General features: G+C 55.3%; 16 protein-coding genes. 5 read left to right on the top strand and 11 right to left on the bottom strand.

All coding sequences use genetic code 11. The features are described 5' to 3' along the window. Positions 1-7: 7 nt before the first annotated feature. On the bottom strand, positions 8-790 hold the full coding sequence (locus ACSEXS_RS17865) for an ABC transporter permease (RefSeq protein ID WP_438434601.1): 783 nt from the start codon (positions 788-790) through the stop codon (positions 8-10). Positions 791-1,039: 249 nt separating this feature from the next. Here ACSEXS_RS17865 and rfbA point away from each other — a divergent pair, with 249 nt between their 5' ends. From rfbA to ACSEXS_RS17850, 3 genes are all read left to right on the top strand, one after another. Next, positions 1,040-1,918 (top strand): glucose-1-phosphate thymidylyltransferase RfbA, encoded by an 879-nt coding sequence (rfbA, locus tag ACSEXS_RS17860; RefSeq protein WP_438434600.1) that lies wholly within the window; start codon positions 1,040-1,042, stop codon positions 1,916-1,918. Positions 1,919-1,944: 26 nt separating this feature from the next. Beyond that, the gene (gene rfbC, locus ACSEXS_RS17855; protein ID WP_438434599.1) at positions 1,945-2,499 is read left to right on the top strand and encodes a dTDP-4-dehydrorhamnose 3,5-epimerase; all 555 of its coding nucleotides are present in this window, start codon (positions 1,945-1,947) and stop codon (positions 2,497-2,499) included. A 291-nt stretch (positions 2,500-2,790) separates the two neighbouring features. Then, positions 2,791-4,413, top strand: a complete 1,623-nt coding sequence (locus tag ACSEXS_RS17850; RefSeq protein WP_438434598.1) for an S-layer homology domain-containing protein — start codon at positions 2,791-2,793, stop codon at positions 4,411-4,413. A 422-nt stretch (positions 4,414-4,835) separates the two neighbouring features. Here ACSEXS_RS17850 and ACSEXS_RS17845 read toward each other — a convergent pair whose 3' ends face one another. The 6 genes from ACSEXS_RS17845 to ACSEXS_RS17820 form a co-directional block, all read right to left on the bottom strand. Beyond that, on the bottom strand, positions 4,836-7,292 hold the full coding sequence (locus ACSEXS_RS17845; protein WP_438434597.1) for an O-antigen ligase family protein: 2,457 nt from the start codon (positions 7,290-7,292) through the stop codon (positions 4,836-4,838). Positions 7,293-7,567: 275 nt separating this feature from the next. Next, positions 7,568-8,818 carry a putative hexosyltransferase gene (locus ACSEXS_RS17840; RefSeq protein ID WP_438434596.1) on the bottom strand — a complete coding sequence of 417 codons (1,251 nt, stop codon included), beginning with the start codon at positions 8,816-8,818 and terminating at the stop codon, positions 7,568-7,570. Between the two features lie 247 nt (positions 8,819-9,065). Beyond that, entirely contained in the window at positions 9,066-10,694 is a 1,629-nt protein-coding gene (groL, locus tag ACSEXS_RS17835; protein WP_438434595.1) for a chaperonin GroEL, read from the bottom strand. 87 nt (positions 10,695-10,781) lie between these two features. Continuing rightward, complete coding sequence (gene groES / locus ACSEXS_RS17830) at positions 10,782-11,063, bottom strand: co-chaperone GroES (protein WP_438434594.1); 282 nt, start codon at positions 11,061-11,063, stop codon at positions 10,782-10,784. A gap of 262 nt (positions 11,064-11,325) precedes the next feature. Next, complete coding sequence (locus ACSEXS_RS17825; RefSeq protein WP_438434593.1) at positions 11,326-11,826, bottom strand: MogA/MoaB family molybdenum cofactor biosynthesis protein; 501 nt, start codon at positions 11,824-11,826, stop codon at positions 11,326-11,328. A gap of 42 nt (positions 11,827-11,868) precedes the next feature. Continuing rightward, positions 11,869-12,495 (bottom strand): 5-formyltetrahydrofolate cyclo-ligase, encoded by a 627-nt coding sequence (locus tag ACSEXS_RS17820; protein ID WP_438434592.1) that lies wholly within the window; start codon positions 12,493-12,495, stop codon positions 11,869-11,871. Positions 12,496-12,837: 342 nt separating this feature from the next. Here ACSEXS_RS17820 and ACSEXS_RS17815 point away from each other — a divergent pair, with 342 nt between their 5' ends. Further along, entirely contained in the window at positions 12,838-14,880 is a 2,043-nt protein-coding gene (locus ACSEXS_RS17815) for an ABC-F family ATP-binding cassette domain-containing protein (RefSeq protein ID WP_438434591.1), read from the top strand. Positions 14,881-15,393: 513 nt separating this feature from the next. Here ACSEXS_RS17815 and tsaD read toward each other — a convergent pair. The 4 genes from tsaD to tsaE are packed head-to-tail and all read right to left on the bottom strand — an operon-like array spanning position 15,394 to position 18,327. Beyond that, on the bottom strand, positions 15,394-16,437 hold the full coding sequence (tsaD, locus tag ACSEXS_RS17810; RefSeq protein ID WP_438434590.1) for a tRNA (adenosine(37)-N6)-threonylcarbamoyltransferase complex transferase subunit TsaD: 1,044 nt from the start codon (positions 16,435-16,437) through the stop codon (positions 15,394-15,396). A gap of 14 nt (positions 16,438-16,451) precedes the next feature. Next, positions 16,452-16,913, bottom strand: coding sequence for a ribosomal protein S18-alanine N-acetyltransferase (gene rimI, locus ACSEXS_RS17805; protein WP_438434752.1), 462 nt, complete (start codon positions 16,911-16,913; stop codon positions 16,452-16,454). A gap of 23 nt (positions 16,914-16,936) precedes the next feature. Further along, a complete protein-coding gene (gene tsaB / locus ACSEXS_RS17800) occupies positions 16,937-17,845 on the bottom strand; it encodes a tRNA (adenosine(37)-N6)-threonylcarbamoyltransferase complex dimerization subunit type 1 TsaB (RefSeq protein WP_438434589.1) in 909 nt (302 codons plus the stop codon). After that, positions 17,842-18,327, bottom strand: coding sequence for a tRNA (adenosine(37)-N6)-threonylcarbamoyltransferase complex ATPase subunit type 1 TsaE (gene tsaE, locus ACSEXS_RS17795; RefSeq protein WP_438434588.1), 486 nt, complete (start codon positions 18,325-18,327; stop codon positions 17,842-17,844). The genes tsaB and tsaE overlap by 4 nt, the downstream gene beginning before the upstream one ends. A gap of 168 nt (positions 18,328-18,495) precedes the next feature. Here tsaE and ku point away from each other — a divergent pair, with 168 nt between their 5' ends. Continuing rightward, complete coding sequence (ku, locus tag ACSEXS_RS17790; protein WP_438434587.1) at positions 18,496-19,377, top strand: non-homologous end joining protein Ku; 882 nt, start codon at positions 18,496-18,498, stop codon at positions 19,375-19,377. Positions 19,378-19,536 lie beyond the last annotated feature (159 nt).

Genomic DNA, 19,536 nt, shown 5'->3' with positions numbered 1-19,536 from the left:
TTACTCCTTATAAGACATCTGCGAAATGCGGTCGCATTTTTTTGAAAAACACACTACCGACAACCAGCAAAATTACGGTAATTAGCCAGAAATTTAACGTCAGCCAAGGATGTTCCCAAAACCCTTGATGATAAATAAACGTACTACGATATCCTTCCACTATGTAGTACATGGGATTCAATTTTAAAATAAAGTGGAAATGTTCCGGTACAATTTTTAACGAATAGAAGATAGGGGTCAGCCAAAAGCCCAATTGGATAATAACCCCAACTATTTGTCCTGTATCTTTTAGAAAAACATTTAGGGTAGAGGTAAGCAAACTGAGCCCGGACACTAGTAGCAATGTACACACTAAGTAATAAATAACTTGAAGAGTATACAGATTCGGATAATAACCATAAATAATAAACATAAGGAACAAAAAACAAATAAAAAAAAGATGTACAAAAAAGGCTGATAAGATTTTCACAAAAGGTAGGATGCTCACTCGAAAGACCATTTTTTTCACAAGGTAACTGTATTCCAGAATTGAATTTGTTGCGTTTTGAATACTGTCCGAAAAGAAAAACCAAGGGACCATGGCACAGATTAGCCATAAAATAAATGGAAAGTCGTCGACAGGCATCGATTTAAAACCAACTTGAAAGACAAACCAAAAGAGCAAAATTTGAATTAACGGTTGAATAAAAGCCCATAGAATACCCAGATATGAACCTAAATACCGGCTTTGGAAGTCTTTCCGAGCCAAATTGAGAACCATTTTGCTATTCGTAAAAAGCTTCTTTTTCATCCGACCATCTCTTCCTTTACTCCTATAGCGATAATCTTCCAGAATTCGACTTACTCATAGTATTCTACCAAACGGACGTGGGAGTTGCTAGAGGAGGATTGTTTAGTCATCAGGCATCGCTTATGACTTCCTTGAACGGCAATCCGGTATAACTGCACTAATAGACAAAATGGATTCATTAGGAGAAAATTGAATTATAATGACGTTAACTTTTAAAACCCATTGAATGAAGCAAAGGAGCCTTGGAATATGAAAGGTATCATTCTAGCCGGAGGCAGCGGGACTCGCCTCTATCCGCTTACGATGGTCACGAGCAAGCAATTGCTCCCCGTCTATGACAAGCCTATGATTTACTATCCCTTATCAACCCTTATGTTGGCTGGGATACGAGAGATTCTCATTATTTCTACACTTGACGACACACCACGATTTGAGAATCTATTAGGGGATGGCTCGCAATTTGGCATCTCGCTCCAATACATGGTGCAGCCGAGCCCAAATGGTCTCGCTCAAGCCTTCCTACTAGGCGAATCCTTTATCGGCGACGACTCTGTAGCTATGATTTTAGGCGACAATATCTACTATGGCAATGGCATGACTCAAATCCTTAAGCGGGCTGCTTCAAAGCCGCAAGGAGCAACGGTTTTCGGTTATCATGTTCAAGATCCCGGGCGCTTTGGCGTAGTTGAGTTCGATGAGCAAGGCCGTGTGCTTAGTATCGAAGAAAAACCGACACACCCCAAATCCAATTATGCGGTTACCGGACTCTACTTCTATGATAACCGAGTCGTCTCGATTGCCAAGGAGGTCAAACCTTCCGCTCGCGGCGAGCTTGAAATTACCTCAGTCAATGAGGCCTATCTTAAATTAGAAGAGTTGGAAGTTGAACTTCTCGGCCGCGGCTTTACCTGGCTGGACACGGGCACGCATGAAAGCTTGGTGGATGCCACTAATTTTGTCCGAACAATTGAAGATCATCAGGGCATCAAGATATCCGCGCCAGAGGAAATCGCCTATATCAACGGCTGGATCACCCAAGAACATCTTCTCCACTGTGGACAAAAGCTCAGTAAGACAGGGTACGGTCAATATCTGATCAAGGTCGCGACCGGTAAAATCGTCTATTAATTTTACATACAGAAAGAGTGATTTCCATGAAATTTATCGAAACTCCCTTGCAAGGAGTTGTCATTGTCGAGCCTGCCGTATTTGGCGATCATCGCGGCTGGTTTATGGAAACGTACAGTGAAGCCATATTCAGCAAGAATGGGTTACATTACACCTTTGTTCAGGATAACCACTCTTATTCAGCTATCAAAGGAACATTGCGCGGGCTTCACTTCCAACTCAACCCGAAGGCTCAAACCAAATTGGTTCGCTGCACGAAAGGGTCGATCTTCGACGTAGCGGTGGATATTCGAAAGGATAGTCCAACCTTTAGCCAATGGTTCGGCATCGAGTTGACCGCCGAGAATAAGAAGCAGCTGCTAATTCCGCGTGGTTTTGCCCATGGGTTTATGACCCTTACTGAAGATGTTGAAGTCCAATACAAATGCGATGAGCTCTATGCTCCGGACTGCGACGGAGGAATCCGCTGGAACGATCCAGAGATCGGGATTGAGTGGCCCTTGGACATTACTCCTGTTCTCTCCGGCAAGGATGAAACTGCACCGTTTTTGAAGGATGCCCGGCTGAACTTTGTCTTTTGATGTCCCCTTCACCCCCCTTAAAGCTTGAGCTGTCCGCTCTCGGACACCAAGCTTTTTATTTTTTCTCGTCAATTGCAATCTTTTATTTCCTTCTTTTGCAACCATTCCCCTGTTTGAGGTGTTAATAGACTGGTTAAGAAATATAGACGTTTGTTCAGCGAAGCAGGAAGATTGTGGATTTACAAGAATGCATTTGCTATAATGATAGAGCCTTTTTCCAAGAGCAGTCATATTGTAACACGATTCTCCAAAAAAAGGGACAATTCGGGTCTGAAAGGAGGTGATAGGAAAATGACCAAAACACATAATTCAAACAAACATAATCCGTTGAAAAGGAGTGCTGTTTCTTTGAAACCTGCCATTATGAAGAAAGTCTCCAGTCTTTTGGCGACCCTGTTGTTGATTTCGGTTCTTGTACCGGCGCTCGCTTTTGCTGCACCTTCCCTCAAAATCGATAATTATAAGTACAATGGGGAGCTTACAGGTTCAGTTTTCGAGGATGTCTATAAAGGCGGTACCGTTCAAGTAACGGTTTATGATTCTACTTATACGCATTGGAAAGTCATGGATGCTGTGTACGATATAACCTACAAGACAGGATTCCGTTACAATTTTACATTTACTGCCTTGGAAAGCGTGTATGATCCTGCAGTCGTAAAATATGTATATGGGGTTGGAGAAGCCACCTACACCACCATGAATCGAGAACCATACTATGGTGGCGGCGGAATCTACATCCCGCCCACGACTGGCAAGGTAACGATTGGAGCTGACGGCAAAGCCGATGCCACGCAGTTGGCCGCTTTGTTAAGCTCGGACAAGAACGCCCGCATCACTTTCCCGGGTGACTTCGTTCTGCTTCCGGCGTCGGCCTTGAAGAGCGGCGAGCTGTTGACGGTGGAAAATGACTTCGGGTCTTACACCCTGCCGCTCAAGAAACTCGACGTGGATGCCTTGGCGAAGCAGGTTGGCGTGGATGTGAAGGATCTGTACATCCGTGTAACGGTCGCCAAACAAACTGGCACGGCTCTGTCGGACGTGACCAGTGCGGCGTACGCTCAAAAGGCTACTCTGCTTGGCAACGCTGTTGACTTCAAGGTCCAAACCGAAGCGGCCGGCAAGACAGCTGTTGACGTAGACTTTGGCAAGACCTACACGAAGCGCACGATCAAGCTGGACACCGCTCTCGGCAAGATCGATACCCTGTCTTCCACGGGTGTCCTGTACGATGCGGCTAGCAAGTCCATCATCTTCGTGCCTTCGACGTTCGCCGCTCTTGGCGACAAGTCGGAAGTCGTGATCTGGAGAATCGGAAACTCGGTTTACACCGCCGTTTCTTCCTCCAAGACATTCACCGACATCGCCACCCACTGGGCGAAGGTTGACATTCAAAGCTTGGCCAACAAGCTGGTGGTGGAAGGCTACAACAACCGCTTCCTGCCTAAGGATGACATCACCCGCGCCGAATTTGCGGCTATTGTGGTTCGCGCTCTCGGCTTGAATACGGCAGGAGCCAAGTCGGCTGGATTCAAGGACGTCGGTAGCGGCATGTGGTATGCGGATGTCGTCAACACGGCAGCCGCCGCTGGACTGGTGAAAGGCAACGGCGATGGAACCTTCAAGCCGAATGCCAAGATCAGTCGTGAAGAAATCGCAGCCCTGGTCGTCCGTGCTCTGGCCTACACCGGCAAGGACGTCAGCCTGACCGCTCAGGAGCAGGTAACTGCTTTTAACCCGTATAAGGATACCGCTCAAGTATCCGCTTGGGCGAAGAAGGAACTGGCTTCCGCTGTTAAACTCGGTCTGGTGAAAGGCTACACGCCTACCACGCTGAAAGCGCAGTTGAATGCCAATCGCGCAGAAGCGGTAACCTTGATCAAGCGTCTGCTCGATAGCGCCGGCTTTACGAACTAAGGAAGACCAAGGGGACCGCGTCAAGCGGTCCTCTTTTTTTCCGTTCGATCGATGGCTAAACAGACCTGTTCTCGTCCTCGGACGAAAATGAGGTCTGTTTTCTATTAAGGGGCTTAGACAGCAACTCTGCCTCGAAAGAGCTATCGTCGCCAACCCGATAGGATGGCGGCCGACTTGGCAACGTCGAGGTACGAGCTAGCGGGGGCTACCGGATCGACGAGACAGCGACGGGAGGCACAGCCTGACCGAGTAGGTTCCGGCTTGCCGATTGGCACGAGCCTCCACGGAATGGAGATCGGCATCGCAGAGTACTCTTGCTGGCTGCTTATTTAATGAAGAAACAAAACCGCCGATTAGGATCAATGGACCCTTAACCGACGGTTTGGATGAAATCCGATTCGATGTGTTACGTGAAATCGTAACTACTTCATCGGCTCGATCTTGAGCAAGGCGTCAAGCTTAGCCTGCTCTCCGGCATCCTTGGCGATTAGCTTATCCTGCCAAGTACGATCCGGGTTCCCCTGCTTCGCCAAGGCTGCGGCATAATAGCGTGCCGTATCCATGGCTTCCGCATCCTCCAGCCCCTCGCTCAGGAACGGCTTTAGCTGCTCCTCGACCTTTGCGTAGTCACCGCGATTGTACTCAATCCGGGCAAGCGGCAGCGCAACTCCGCGAGTTATAGTTAACGGATTGCCGATGGTGATTTCTTTGGGGATCTCATTCTGGCGAGCAATCCGGTTCTGCAGCTCCTGATACCAAGCCATCGCTTGATCCCACTGTTGATTCGCTTCGGAAGCCTTCCCCGCTTGTCGCGATTGTTCCCCAAATGCGGTTCGAAGCTCGATTGCCCGCTCGTAATAGACCGCATTCCAGGGATTGCGCCGCAGCATTTCCTCCGCCAGGGGCAGCGCCTGATCGGTCTTACCGCTCTGCATGGCCCATCCATAGCGATATTCATAAGGCTCAATCAGACTCGGCTCTTTCTTGTCCAGTCGGTTCAGGATCGCCTGTGCAGCGGTCAGATAGCTGGCGTCCTTCATTTGCATATACGCTTGGCTGTAGAGGTCCACCTGCATTAACTGGTAATCGACGTTGGATTTTTGGTTGTTCACCGCATCTTTCAGGAGTTTCTGCGTCCGTTGCAGATCCACCTGCGATTCCCGCAGGGCGGCAACCGCTGCCTGTCCCTTATTGCTGGCCAGGGTCGCTTGGAAGCCGACCACGATCATCACGAGTGCGAGAATACCGAGGGCCGATGGATACAGCCACCGGAACCGATTCAGAAAAGCTCCGCCACCTGACATGGCCGGGTTCTCCCGCTCCGGATCCTCTCCCGAGGATACAGCCAACAACGCGCCTAAGCAGAGATAAAGCAGCGCGCCCAGGAAGGCGTAGCTCATGTCGAAATCGATGAAGCTGTGAGCCAGAAGCGACAAGGCCAGGATAAAGAAAACGAGAGCCATGGAATTCGAAGCGTGCTCCTTCATGAATCGGCGGATAAACAAGACGAACACGACGGCCATAAACAGGAACGTTATCGCCGTCCCCACGAGACCGATGTCGATCAGCACCTGGAAGAGGAAGTTGTGGGCCTGCCGGCTGGTATACGGGTAGCTTTGGTACTGGTGATAAAGATTGGTCCACCCGCCACCGCCCGTGCCAAAACCGAGATAATCTTTTGCAATCTTCCAGGAATCCCCGTAAAAATAACCGCGCTCCCGCACACTGTGTTGGTTAAAGTTAATGTTCTCGAATCGGTTCTGCAGGTCCGCCGGCAAGATATGAATGAGCGGCGTGCTGAACAATAGGACCAGCAACAAGCCGCCAAGCACCGTCACCGCGAGCGGAAACCATAGATTGGAATACCGCAGCTTTTGAAAGAAGGCCCCGTTCGCTATGTACTTATCGCAGAAGAAACGGATTGCCAAAGCGAGACCTGCTACCGCTGCGGAAACTGCCAGGAGAAGAAGCAGCGTGACGAGGGCCGTTCCGGAATCATAGTTGGCCATGAGATCCATGCCTTTGCCGGTCACGTAGGAAGAAAGCGCCATCGCGGCCAAACCGGAGACGAGCAGCTGCAGGGTCATGGCGATTTGCCCGGCCAACCGAACGAACGGCAGAATCACGATAAACAGCACCGGCAGCAAGACCCAGCCGCCCCGAGACAAAGTCAAGAGCAGCGAAACCATTGCCGGAACCAAGAAAAAGGCATGTAGGACAGTAAGCCCTTTTCTCTTGGAAGTGGCCGACAGGTAAAGCATGGCCAAGATCAAAGCTCCCAGGTATCCGGCGTAGCTGTTGGCATAGGTAAATACCGAGGTCAGACGCGTGCCGGTTCCGTCGTTCACCACGTACCCCTTGTTCGCGAGCATGCCCAGCCAGACCAGGATTCCGAAGATGACGATTCCATAACCCGACGCCATTATGCCATGAACGAGAAGGGCCGTTCCTTTCCGATAGCGGACCAAGGCCGCGCCAAACAGAAAGAAGGAAGCGAGCATGAGCTGAACATAGAAGCTTTGCAGGGAACTGAAGTACGAAACCCCGCGAAAGAGACCGATGCCGTAGCAGAGCGGAATCAGCCAAATGAGCAGCAGCAAATAATCCGCTTTTCGGCGAATGGAAAAGAAGAAATAATAGAAGCCCGCGAGCATCAAGAGACCGATGAACGTAAAGACGAGGGCAGTATTGATCGGGGCGAGGAAGTTGATGCCGATGGCATAATTGAATTCGTTATGGGTTGATTGAAACAGGGCTTTGGAAAAAGGGGCGATCAGCAAAAAACCGACACAAAAAAGCATGATTCCCCAATAGAGCAGGGAACTGCCGACTTGCTCCCGGGCCTTGGCCGGTCCGGGCCTTTTCTTGCTGCTACTCATGGGCAAACTCCTTTATTCTCTGGAATCAACCCTGCGGCTTGGCCGTTTTGGGTCTTCTGTTATTCTATGTCACATTATGCCATTAAGCAATAAAAAAGAGATTCGCTCCGGCTCGCGAACGAACCGAAACGAATCTCTTGGTTGTTGAAGTCAGGGGCCGAAAGGCGCCTCCGGGATGATTTACATCATGCCGCCCGTTATGATGACGTAGAGTTCAATTCCTTCCAGATTCCTTATTCCAAGGATAACATAGCACAATGGCGTATTCGATCTTATTAACTGTTTAAAGCACCTTTTTTATTATGAGATCTCTTTTCGACCACGGTTTCAGTTGGTTTATCTTGCGAAATATTAATTATTTCCTTAAACATTAAGTAAAATATAATACAGTTTATATAAACAATCCACATGCCATTGTTTGGATTAATGTATGGATAAACTACTACATACATGTTAAAAAATGTTGTTAATGTTAGCCCAAGTGAAAACCTTATCCAAGATCGGTCGAAGATAATTAAAACTAGGCAACTGATAAGGGCAGGAAATATATATCGCTCGTGCATCTGGGTCAGCAGCATAAAAGATGAAAGGCTTACAAATACACCCGCCCGTAGCAAACGAGCACTGTCTAAGTAATCTGACCGAAAAAGATACCAAACCGTTATTAACGCTGTAATCAAGAACAACATGTATCCAAGAACACGAATAGTTATAAATGACACAATGATTTTTGTATCCGGGGTATCTGGTGCATAACCAAAAAGATAATACCAAGGGTTCAAAGCATTAGCGGATAATTGAGGATAAGCACCTACGGAACTCAAATATCCATTTTTAAACATCTGATGAATTCCGTTTGTGACTCCAAAATACAAGAGTATAATCGAAACGGGAATCAAAAAACCCAATATATAACGCCAAGTACTTTCAAACTTCTTCACTTTAATCCAACTCCACAAAAAATAACCTCCGAACACAGGAAGAAACATGATCGCTTGAAACTTTGTTAGCAGAGCCAGGGCATATAAAACACCAGACCATGTTGGCTTTCTATCGAGCAGTAGTAAGGACCCTACGATTAAACCGCTGTGCATAATGTCTATCTGACCCCAGACAGAACCATTAAATAAAATCGCAGGATTTAAAGCAATAAATACAAGGATTGGAACTATTTTTTTAAAATCTACTCTTTTCCTTACTCCAGAGAATAGAAATAAGAGTGCAATCGAATCTAATATAATCATAGGAAATTTTATTGCTAATGTACCTACATCAGGAATTACTCCAAATACGTTAAGTATCTGCTTGTATAGTAAGAGAAACAAAAGAAAAAGTGGTGGATAGTTCATTTGTTGATCTAACTCATATGCTTTTGTAATGCCATACCTATCCATTTGATCCATCCAATGAATGAAGAACATTTGATCGTATTTAAAACCTATAAAATGAGTAGCCAGAAACAAGCGTACAGCAACTGCCAAAAGAAAAAACGATATTAATGTAATGTGCTTTGAACGATTTGACAACCCAATCCCTCCAGAAAGTTTTGCTTTGTGGAGTATTGTACCATGAAACTTCGGGCTTGGGCACATAGACGATAAAACCACCCGACTTGTCTATCTGCATGTGACCAAATCGCGCAAAAAAGAGGCCCCGAAAAAGTTCGCGGACCTCATGAAAAACCTCTAATTTTTGATGAATGTGGTCAAAATGTGGTCAAAACCACTGTTTATAAAGAAAGACCCCTTGATTATCAAGGGGTTTTCGTCTTTATTACATCATGCCGCCCATGCCACCCATGCCGCCCATGTCGGGCATGCCGGGCTTATCCTTCTCGGGCTTGTCGGCGACGACGGCTTCGGTCGTCAGGAACATCGCGGCGACGGATGCAGCGTTCTGCAGGGCGGAACGGGTTACCTTGGTCGGGTCCACGATACCGGCTGCGAACATGTCTACCCATTCGTCGGTGGCGGCGTTGTAGCCGACTCCGGTGTTTTCCTTTTTCAGGCGTTCCACGATGACGGAGCCTTCCTGGCCGGCGTTCGTAGCGATGATGCGAACCGGCTCTTCCAATGCGCGGAGCACGATGTTGACGCCGGTCTTTTCGTCGCCCTGCGCTTGAACGGCTGCAACTGCGCCGTAAACGTTGACAAGGGCCGTACCGCCGCCGGAGACGATGCCTTCTTCGACCGCAGCGCGGGTGGAGTTCAGGGCGTCTTCGATGCGCAGCTTGCGTTCCTTCAGCTCGGTTTCGGTAGCGGCGCCGACCTTGATGACGGCTACGCCGCCGGCGAGCTTGGCGAGGCGCTCCTGGAGCTTCTCTTTATCGAATTCGGACGTCGTTTCTTCCAGCTGGGCCTTGATCTGGGAGATGCGGGCGCCGATGTCCTTCTTGTCGCCGTTGCCGTCGACGATGATCGTGTTTTCCTTGGTCACGCGAACCTGGCGGGCGCGGCCGAGCTGGTCGAGCGTCGTGCTCTTCAGATCGAGGCCGAGCTCTTCGGTGATGACCTGACCGCCGGTCAGGGCAGCGATGTCCTGCAGCATGGCCTTGCGGCGGTCGCCGAAGCCCGGAGCCTTAACGGCTACGCAGGTAAATGTGCCGCGCAGCTTGTTGACGATCAGCGTAGCCTGAGCTTCGCCTTCCACGTCTTCCGCAATGATCAGCAGCGGGCGGCTCTGTTGAACGACCTTTTCCAATACCGGCAGGATTTCCTGGATGTTGCCGAGCTTCTTGTCGGTGATCAGGATGAACGGATCGTCGAGCACGGCTTCCATCTTGTCCGTATCGGTGATCATATACGGGGATACATAACCGCGGTCGAACTGCATGCCTTCCACGACTTCCAGCTCGGTGGTGAAGCCCTTGGATTCTTCAACGGTGACAACGCCGTCGTTGCCGACCTTCTCCATAGCTTCGGCGATCAGCTGGCCGAGCTCTTCGTCGGCGGCGGAGATCGCAGCAACCTGGGCGATCGACTTCTTGCCTTCGATCGGCTTGGCGATGCGGGCGAGCTCTTCCACAGCGGCGCGGACGGCCTTTTCGATGCCGCGGCGTACGACCATCGGGTTAGCGCCGGCCGTTACGTTCTTCAAGCCTTCGCGGATCATGGCCTGGGCGAGAACCGTAGCGGTCGTCGTGCCGTCGCCGGCGACGTCGTTGGTCTTGGTGGCAACTTCCTTGACGAGCTGAGCGCCCATGTTCTCGAATGCGTCCTCAAGCTCAATTTCCTTGGCGATGGTCACGCCGTCGTTGGTGATCAGCGGGCTGCCGAATTTCTTTTCCAGAACCACGTTGCGGCCTTTCGGTCCGAGGGTTACCTTAACTGCGTTAGCAAGGGCATCGACCCCGCGCAGCATTGCGCGGCGTGCGTCTTCGCCGAATTGAATGTCTTTCGCCATGACGAGTGAATACCTCCCGTAGTGGATTAATGTTGTATTCAGCGGCGGCTTAGCGCCGGGTTAGACGGAAAAACGGAGATGTCCGGCTTACGCCAGAACGGCAAGAATATCGCTTTCGCGCATGATCAGCAGCTCGCGGCCTTCGTATTTCACTTCGGTTCCCGCATATTTCGAGAAGATAACGCGATCGCCTTCCTTCACTTCCAGCGCGATCCGTTCGCCATCCTTGAGGGCTCCGCTGCCAACGGCAACGACTTTGCCTTCTTGCGGCTTTTCCTTCGCCGTATCGGGCAGCACGATTCCGCTCTTCGTCGTTTCCTCCTTCGCAACAGCCTCGATAATTACGCGATCGCCCAAGGGTTTGATCATGGAAAAACGGCCTCCTTTGTTATTATGTAGCTTTTGGCGTCTTTAGCACTCGATCGTCGTCAGTGCTAACAACACTATCTATAATATCGGTTTTGGTTGGGCAATGCAAGGGGTTGGTCTCCAAAAAAATCCGCCTTTTGCGGATGAAGACGCCGCCTACCCAGCCCTGCGGCGTCCGCCAACTTCGCTTTTCAGCCGCGCTAGCCGGCGGCGCTTTCCAGCCGCGCTTCGGCCGCCGCCCCTCGGATCAAAAAAACTCCCTTCAAAAATATTCGTTGAAGGGAGCCGTGTTATCCGAGAGAATGCTGAGCGCATGCGGCAGCACGTTCAGGATGGCGGCCAGGCTCTCGTGAACGCCGCGGGGATCGCCCGGCAAATTTATGATGAGGCAGACGCCGCGGACACCGGCGATGGAGCGGGACAGCATGGCGTGCGGGTTGCGCGGCATGGCGGCGTGGCGGATCGCCTCCGGAATTCCCGGCACCAGGCGCTCCACCACCTCCCGCGTCGCCTCCGGCGTCACATCCCGGGCGGCCATGCCGATTCCGCCGCTGGTCAGAATCAGATGGGCGTTGTAATAATCCGACATTTCGATCAGAGCGGCCATGATTTCGTTCTTCTCATCCGGGACGACGCGGTGCTCGACGATCTCGCCGCCGAGCTCCTCCTCCACCATCTCGCGGATGACCTGGGCGCTGGTGTCCTCCCGCTCTCCCCGCGCCCCTTTGTCGCTGGCCGTCAAGATGCCAACCTTCCAGCGCATGGTACTCTCCTCGCTTTCTATGGAAAAACTGCTTGATTGCATTTAGTCCGCAGCCGACGGTGCGTCGCCGCACCGGAGCCTCCGCTGCTCGGTGACCAGAATCCCGACGCGCTGGTCGTGTTCCTCCGTCGGCACCTCGGGCACGAGTTGCAGCTCGAAGGCCGCTGCGATCAGGCCTTCCGCCTCCGGTCGGCGGGCCAGAAACCGGTCGTAATAACCGCCGCCGTAGCCAAGCCTGCCGCCGCTCGCATCGAAGGCCACGCCCGGCACCAAGAGGAACGGGGCGCGAAGCGCTTCCTCCTCCGGCACGAGCGGGCATTCCGGCTTCGGCTCGCGGATGCCCCAGACACCGGGCTGAAGGTCGGCCATTCCCCGGACGAGGCGCCATTCCAGCCGGTTGGGCCTGCGCAGCGACCTCGGCGCAGCGAGCGGAGCACCGAGCCGCCAGAGCGATTCCACGACGGGCGTCAGGTCCGGTTCCGTTTCGAACGGAAAGTAGACGAGTCCCGGTCTTCCCGACCCGCCCGCAGCTTCCAAGCGGCCTGCCAGTTCGGCGTATAACCGCTCGCAAAGATCCATCTCCCGCCGCAGCCGCTCATCCGGCGACATCTCCGCGCGCAGGCGGAGCATCTCCCGGCGCAGCGCCTCTTTTTGGGCAGCCTTGTCCATTCCTCTCCCGCTTTCCGGGCCGTGTTCCTTGCCGGAGCCCAGCCGAATCGGCTCTCATGGTCCGAATATCTTCCCTATTGTACCATAGGGGCTAACGAAGCAAAAGCCGCGGAACGGTCGGCTTTTTCCCGATTATTCTCCCGACTCGCGCACCGGGCGAAAGCTGGCGAAGCAGGCCGAATAAAGACGACACAACGGGCGGCTGACACGATTCCGTAAGGGGGGGTTCGGGAATTTTTGAGTGAAATCGGAACGGTCGGCTTCTGCTTTGTCTTCGTTTCAGGTAAACTAGAGGAAGTATGAGATTTGATTGATTCTATTTGCTGGAGGAATTGATCCATTATGCTTTTGCAAGCGGTCAACATCAACAAGAGCTACGGCGTGCGTCCCGTGCTCTCCAATATAACCATGCTGGTCAACGAGCGCGAGAAGATCGGTCTCGTCGGCGTGAACGGCGCGGGAAAATCGACTTTTCTGCAGGTTATTGCCGGGGAAATGTCCTACGACAGCGGAGAAATCTACAAGTCGAAGGAAACGACGATCGGCTACCTGGCCCAAAACAGCGGGCTGCAATCGGATAGCACCATCCGCGAGGAGATGCTGGAGGTGTTCTCCTCCCTGCTTGCGGTCGAGCGCGAGCTGCGCGAGCTGGAAGCCGAGATGGCCGATCCCGCCCTGTCCCACGACAGCAAGCGCTACGAGGATATCCTCGGCCGTTACGCTTCCCGCCAGGAGTGGTTCCGGGAAAAGGGCGGCTACGGCATCGAAGCGAAAATCCGCGCCATTCTAAGCGGCATGGGCTTCGGCGATTTTCCCCAGGAGACCCGCATCGACACGCTGAGCGGCGGGCAGAAGACCCGGCTCGCGCTGGCCAAGATGCTGCTGCGGGAACCCGACCTGCTGCTGCTCGACGAACCGACCAACCACCTCGACATCGACACCCTGACTTGGCTGGAGGATTACCTTCGCGGCTACCCCGGCGCGATTGTGGTCGTCTCGCATGACCGCTATTTCCTGGATGCCTTGGTCGGAACTATCTACGAGATCGAACGGCATACCTCCAAGCGATACACGGGCAACTATTCCCGTTACATCGAAATCAAGGCAGCGGAGTACGAGTCCCAGATGAAGATGTATGAAAAGCAGCAGGACGAGATCGCCCGGATGGAGGATTTCATTCAGAAGAATATCGTCCGCGCGTCGACCACCAAGCGGGCGCAGAGCCGGCGCAAGGCGCTCGAGAAGATGGACCGGATGGAGAAGCCGCTCGGGGATCTGAAAAAGGCCTCCTTTACGTTCGAGGTGGATATGATGACGGGGAAGGATGTGCTGCGGGCCGAGCGGCTGGCGGTCGCCTTCGAGGACTCGCCGCCCCTGTTCCGGAATGTGAGCTTCCAGCTCTGGCGGGGCGAGACCGTCGCGCTGATCGGGCCGAACGGCATCGGCAAGTCGACGCTGCTCAAGGTACTGACGGGAGCCCGCCGCGCCGAGGCAGGCGTCTACGAATGGGGCACCAATGTGCGCATCGGCTTCTACGATCAGGAGCAGAAGGACCTGAATCCGGCGCTGACCGTGCTTGAGGAGCTGTGGAGCGCCTATCCCCATCTGGAAGAAGCGCGCATCCGCACGGTGCTCGGCAACTTCCTGTTCAGCGGCGAGGATGTGTTCAAGAAGGTGGCGGGACTCAGCGGCGGCGAAAAAGCCCGTTTGTCGCTCGCCAAGCTGATGCTGCAGAACGCCAACGTGCTGATCCTCGACGAACCGACCAACCACCTCGACCTCTTCAGCAAGGAAGTGCTGGAATCCTCGCTGATCGATTACGAGGGCACGCTGTTGTTCATCTCCCATGACCGCTATTTCCTGAACAAGATGGCGGAACGGATATTGGAGCTGCATCCGGACGGCGTGGAGAACTTCCTCGGCAATTACGACGATTATTTGGAAAAGAAAAAAGAGCTGGCCGAGCTGGAAGGCGAATTGGCCGGCGAGAACAAGGGAGCGAGCCGCTACACGCCGGGCGGCTTCGGCGGCGGCCCCTCCTCCGGCGGGAGCGACAGCCGCGGAGCCGGAAACGGCGCGCCAAGCTCCGGCGCAACGGCCGGCGTAGCCGCAGCGACAGCCGCCGGTGCGACGGCGGGCCGAACCGGCAGCTACGAGGCCGACAAGCAGGCGAAGCGCGAGGAGCGCAGCCGCCAGCGGCGAATCGAGCAGTTGGAGGCAGACATCTCGCGGCTGGAGACGGAGATCGCCGGGCTGGAGAGCGAGCTGGCTTCGCCGGAGGTCTATAACGACTACCTGCTCGTTCAGGAGAAGAACGAAGCGATCGACTCGCGCCGGGCGGAGTTGGAAAAGGTCTACACCGAATGGGAGGAGCTTTTGGCGTAGCCTAAGGGAACGCCGTGGAGCCGCCGTACACTGCCCTAAGTTTGAATAAAATCGCAAAGCAGGAAGTAAGCCCTCTTCAACCGGAGAGGGTTTTTCCAATGGCGAAACAAGGACAATCGCGACGCAAAAGGGCGAGGTTTGGCGATTTGGGACAGCGCCGCTCCGCCTGTCCACAGTCTTTTTGCGCTGCCCTGCCGTTATCCACAGGGTTACCCACAAGGAAGAGGGTCGAAATCCCGGAAATCTCGGGACTTCTTCTCGCTATCCCCGGATTTATCCCCATTATCCACAGAAGTCATTCGTACATCCGCGATTTTTTTGTCAACATCCGCCGAGCGCGAACCGACAAGGAAAAATCGGTTTATCCCCATTCGTCCACAGGGGATGTGCATAACCTTGTCCACATCCGTCCCACCGCTTGTGAACCGGCCCGCGTACGAAAAAAGCACCCGGCACGGAGGCCGGATGCTTTCGGGTGCGTTCGGATGCTTTCAAAGGAGGCGCCAACAAGCGTTACACCGACCAGCTCTCCAGCGAGAGCAGCGGTTCAGCCTTGAGGGCGAGCGGCGCATACTCGCCGCGCTGCCACTTGAGATAGGCCGCCGCGCCGATCATGGCCGCGTTGTCGGTGCACAGCGCGATGGGCGGCGCGAGCAGCGGGATGCCCTCCGCTTCGCAGCGCGGAGCGAGGCTCTCGCGCAGGCCGCGATTGGCGGCGACGCCGCCCGCGAGCAAGAGCTGCTTCGCTCCGTAAGCGCGGACGGCGCGGAGGGCCTTCTCCGTCAGCACCTCGCTGACGGATTCCTGAAAGCCCCGCGCCACCTGGGCGGGGTCCAAGGTTTGGCCCTTCATCTTCGCCTGGTTGAGGGCCGCCATCACCGCCGACTTCAGGCCGCTGAAGCTGAAGTCGTAGGAATCCGGCTCCAGCCAGGCGCGCGGCAGGGGCAGCGCGGCTTCCGCCTCATGCGCCATCCGGTCGACATGCGGACCGCCCGGATACGGCATGCCGAGCGCGCGGGCCACCTTGTCGTAGGCTTCGCCGACGGCGTCGTCCCGCGTGCGGCCGATGATGCGGAAGCGGCCCGGCGCTTCCACCAGCACCAGCTCCGTGTGTCCGCCGGAGACAACCAGGGCCATGGCCGGATACTCCAGCTCATGGACGAGCGCGTTCGCGTAGATATGGCCGGCGATATGGTGAACCGCGATGAGCGGCCGCTCCAGCGTATAGGCGAGCGCTTTGCCCGCGACCAGGCCGACGAGCAGCGAGCCGACCAGGCCCGGACCCTGGGTGACGGCGATGGCCGACAGCTCGCCAAGCTCCAGACCGGAACGCCGCACTGCTTCCTCCATCATCAGCGTGACAGATTCCACGTGCTTGCGGGAGGCGACCTCGGGAACCACGCCGCCGAATTGCTGATGCGTCTCGATCTGGCTCGAGACGACATTGGATAAGATCGTCCGGCCGTCTTGAATGACCGCGGCCGACGTATCGTCGCAGCTCGTTTCCACCGCCAGGATGTAGCACGGGGCAGCGCCCGCGCCGGTCGTGTTGTTCATTATTCGCTTCTCCTTCACTTGCGCAGATAGGGCTCCAGGTTCGCCCACATGATCAGGGCGTCCTCCTGGTTGTCGGTGTAGTAGCCCTTGCGGACACCGGCCTTCTCGAACCCGACCTTCCGGTACAGATTCTGCGCGATTTCGTTCGTGACGCGCACCTCCAGGGTGATTCGGGCAGCGCCCATGAAGGCCGCCGTCTTCATCAGCTCGACGACGAGCCGCTCACCCAGCTTCTGGCCGCGGAATTCCTTGCGCACCGCGATATTGGTGATATGCGCTTCATCCATGATCAGCCACATCCCCGCGTAGCCGGCGACCGTGAGCCCGATTTCCATGACCATGTAGTGGGCAAAGTGATTGTTGGTCAACTCGTTGTAAAAGGCGCCCGCGGACCAGGGAGTCGTGAACGCTTCCTTCTCGATGGCGCAAATCTGATCGATATCGTCCAGCTTCATCCGCCGAAACTGGAGGGGCATTCCCTGGGCGCTCAGCCGTTCGTTCACGTGTGCGTCTCCCCTCTCAGCCGAGCGGCCAGCTTGACCTCCGCTTCAGCCAACTGCGTGTAATTGGGCAGGAGCCCATGCGGATTGCCGGTCGCTCCCGCCTGGATCGCCGGAACGGCGAGCAGCCCGACGGCATACGCGCGCAAGCCGCCCTCCAGAATCCGGGTCTCTCCTCCGCGCCGCTCGGCAAACGCGGTCAGCAGCGGCCGGAAGCCCTCCGTCTCGCCTGTGAAAATGACCCGCGCCGGCGGCAAGCCGCTCTCCCGCTCCCGTGCAGCCAGCTTCGCGAGCCATTCCTCCACCAGCCCGATCCGGTCGTCCTCCAACCGGTCGAAGCTCCAGCCCTCGCCGGAAGCCCAGGCGTCGGCAAAGCCGGTCTCCCCGTTGAAGCCGGGGTAGCGGCCCTCTGCGCCGCCGGCGTCGGCGGTTGGCCGAACTCGAAACAGCGCCGTATACGCTTGCCCTCTTCTGGCATTGATGAGCGGAACGACCCACAAGGGGCCTTCTCCCGCTTGAGGCGCAGGGACCTCGGCAGGTTGCTCCCCATCCGGCAGCAGTGTGCCGAGCGCAAGCGCAGCCAGGCTGGAGACGCCGACTACCGGAAGGCTGCGGGCCCAGGCCATCGTCTTGGCCACCGTCACGCCGATGCGGACGCCGGTATAGGAGCCGGGTCCGACTCCGGTTGCGATGGCGGTTAGCCCGGAGGGCTTCACGCCGGCCTTCTCCAGCATTTCCTCGATCAGCGGCAGCAGGCGAATGGAATGATCCCGTTCCGCGTGGATTCTCTGCTCCGCCGCCAGCCGGCGGTCCGTAAGCAGCGCCGCCGTCATCGACGAGCTGGAGGTGTCGAGCGCAAGCAGCAGCCCGCCGCCGTCCGGAGCCTGTTGTTCATAAGGATGATTCATGATAAAACCCCGTTCCTTTTCAATTCCTCGCACCAGGCCGAATACCGGGGCCCATAGGGAATCAGCCGGAACAGCCGCTCCTCCGGTCCCGTATAGGCGAGCTGAAGGGCTAGCCGCTCGTCGGGCAGCAGTTCTTCGATGCGTTCCGCCCATTCCACCAGCGTGACGCCCGTTCCCTCGAAATACTCCTCCAAGCCGAGCTCGGCCGCTTCCGCGAGAGACAGCCGATAGACATCCATATGATAGAAAGGCATGGCCCCGCCTTCGTATTCCTTGATCAGCGTGAACGTGGGACTGTTCACCGCTTCTTCCACCCCGAGCGCCCGGCCCATGGCTTGGGAGAAGGCCGTTTTGCCTGCGCCGAGATCCCCGTCCAGCGTCAGCAAGGTTCCCGGCTCCGCCCGGCGGGCGAGCTCCGAGGCCAGCGCGGCCGTATCCGCGAGCCCCCGGGAAACAAACCGATAGGAGGTCTTCCCGTTCATTCGCATGCTCCTTTTTCCAGCTTGAGTCAATGCATCTTATTATATCCCTGCGCCCAGCCTCTATCAAGGAAAAGACAGACGGCATCGGGGCGAATGGGGGCTCGGCTAGCAATTCCCGCACTGGGGCAAAATGGAGAAAGACGACGTAATTTCCCAAGGAGGAATCCCATGCATACGATCTGGAAAGGCGCCATCAGCTTCGGGCTCGTCCACGTGCCGGTTCGCATGTACGCCGCGACGGAAGACCGGGACATCTCGATGCGGTACATCCACAAAGCGTGCTCCACTCCCCTGAACTATGTCCGTACCTGCCCCACCTGCAACAAGGAGGTGGGCTGGGAGGAAATCTCCCGCGGCTACGAATACGAGCCCGGCCGGTTCGTCCTGTTCGAAAAGGAGGAGCTGGATGCGCTCGGCGGCGAAGCGACCCGCGAAATCAAGATTCTCGACTTCGTCGATCTGTCGGAAATCGACCCGGTGTACTTTCAAAAAACCTATTACCTCGGCCCGGGGGACACCGGCGCAGGCGCCTACAGCCTGCTCCTGGAATCGATCCGGCAGACGGGCAAAATCGGCATCGCCTCCGTGACCCTCCGCTCCAAGAGCAGCCTGGCGGCGATCCGGGTGATCGACCGCTGCATCGCCATGGAGACGATCTTCTACCCGGACGAAATTCGCGCGGTGTCCCAGGTGCCCAGCTTGCCCGAGGCGGCGAACGTGAATGACAAGGAGCTGGAAATGGCCAAGATGCTGATCGATCAGTTGTCCTCTCCGTTCGAGCCGGAGAAGTACAAGGATACGTACCGGGAAGCGGTCATGTCGGCGATCGAACGCAAGATCGCCGGAGAAGAGGTGCGCGCCGCACCGGCGCCGGAGCGCGCCAATGTCATCGACCTCATGGCCGCCCTGCAGGCCAGCCTGGACGCGGCCAAGCCGGCGGATGCCGCTTCCGCCACCGGCAAGAAAAAGGGCGGGAAGAAAAAGAGCGGCGGCGATTCCGATACGCCGGCGGCTCCCCGGGGCAAGGGGCGCGGGCGCACCGGAAGCTAGAGCCGGAACCGGCGATTTCGGAACAAGCGCCTTTCTCCCCGCCTTTATTCGGATGTGCGTCCCGTTACTCCTTTCCTCGGGTACATATTTCTTCCGCCGGGTGCAGAAACTGATGCGGACGTGGAACGGCCGACAGCCGAACCGGAAACAGGCAGGTGA

The organism is Gorillibacterium terrae (assembly GCF_051594785.1).
In the GTDB taxonomy this organism is placed as follows: Bacteria; Bacillota; Bacilli; order Paenibacillales; family NBRC-103111; genus Gorillibacterium.
This window is presented reverse-complemented; position numbering and strand designations above follow the sequence as displayed.

Bases quoted from the DNA above. Each gene is read 5' to 3' on its own strand.
- ACSEXS_RS17865 (WP_438434601.1), bottom strand. From the start codon at position 790: ATGAAAAAGAAGCTTTTTACGAATAGCAAAATGGTTCTCAATTTGGCT.
- rfbA (WP_438434600.1), top strand. From the start codon at position 1,040: ATGAAAGGTATCATTCTAGCCGGAGGCAGCGGGACTCGCCTCTATCCG.
- rfbC (WP_438434599.1), top strand. From the start codon at position 1,945: ATGAAATTTATCGAAACTCCCTTGCAAGGAGTTGTCATTGTCGAGCCT.
- ACSEXS_RS17850 (WP_438434598.1), top strand. From the start codon at position 2,791: ATGACCAAAACACATAATTCAAACAAACATAATCCGTTGAAAAGGAGT.
- ACSEXS_RS17845 (WP_438434597.1), bottom strand. From the start codon at position 7,292: ATGAGTAGCAGCAAGAAAAGGCCCGGACCGGCCAAGGCCCGGGAGCAA.
- groL (WP_438434595.1), bottom strand. From the start codon at position 10,694: ATGGCGAAAGACATTCAATTCGGCGAAGACGCACGCCGCGCAATGCTG.
- groES (WP_438434594.1), bottom strand. From the start codon at position 11,063: ATGATCAAACCCTTGGGCGATCGCGTAATTATCGAGGCTGTTGCGAAG.
- ACSEXS_RS17825 (WP_438434593.1), bottom strand. From the start codon at position 11,826: ATGCGCTGGAAGGTTGGCATCTTGACGGCCAGCGACAAAGGGGCGCGG.
- ACSEXS_RS17820 (WP_438434592.1), bottom strand. From the start codon at position 12,495: ATGGACAAGGCTGCCCAAAAAGAGGCGCTGCGCCGGGAGATGCTCCGC.
- ACSEXS_RS17815 (WP_438434591.1), top strand. From the start codon at position 12,838: ATGCTTTTGCAAGCGGTCAACATCAACAAGAGCTACGGCGTGCGTCCC.
- tsaD (WP_438434590.1), bottom strand. From the start codon at position 16,437: ATGAACAACACGACCGGCGCGGGCGCTGCCCCGTGCTACATCCTGGCG.
- rimI (WP_438434752.1), bottom strand. From the start codon at position 16,913: ATGCCCCTCCAGTTTCGGCGGATGAAGCTGGACGATATCGATCAGATT.
- tsaB (WP_438434589.1), bottom strand. From the start codon at position 17,845: ATGAATCATCCTTATGAACAACAGGCTCCGGACGGCGGCGGGCTGCTG.
- tsaE (WP_438434588.1), bottom strand. From the start codon at position 18,327: ATGAACGGGAAGACCTCCTATCGGTTTGTTTCCCGGGGGCTCGCGGAT.
- ku (WP_438434587.1), top strand. From the start codon at position 18,496: ATGCATACGATCTGGAAAGGCGCCATCAGCTTCGGGCTCGTCCACGTG.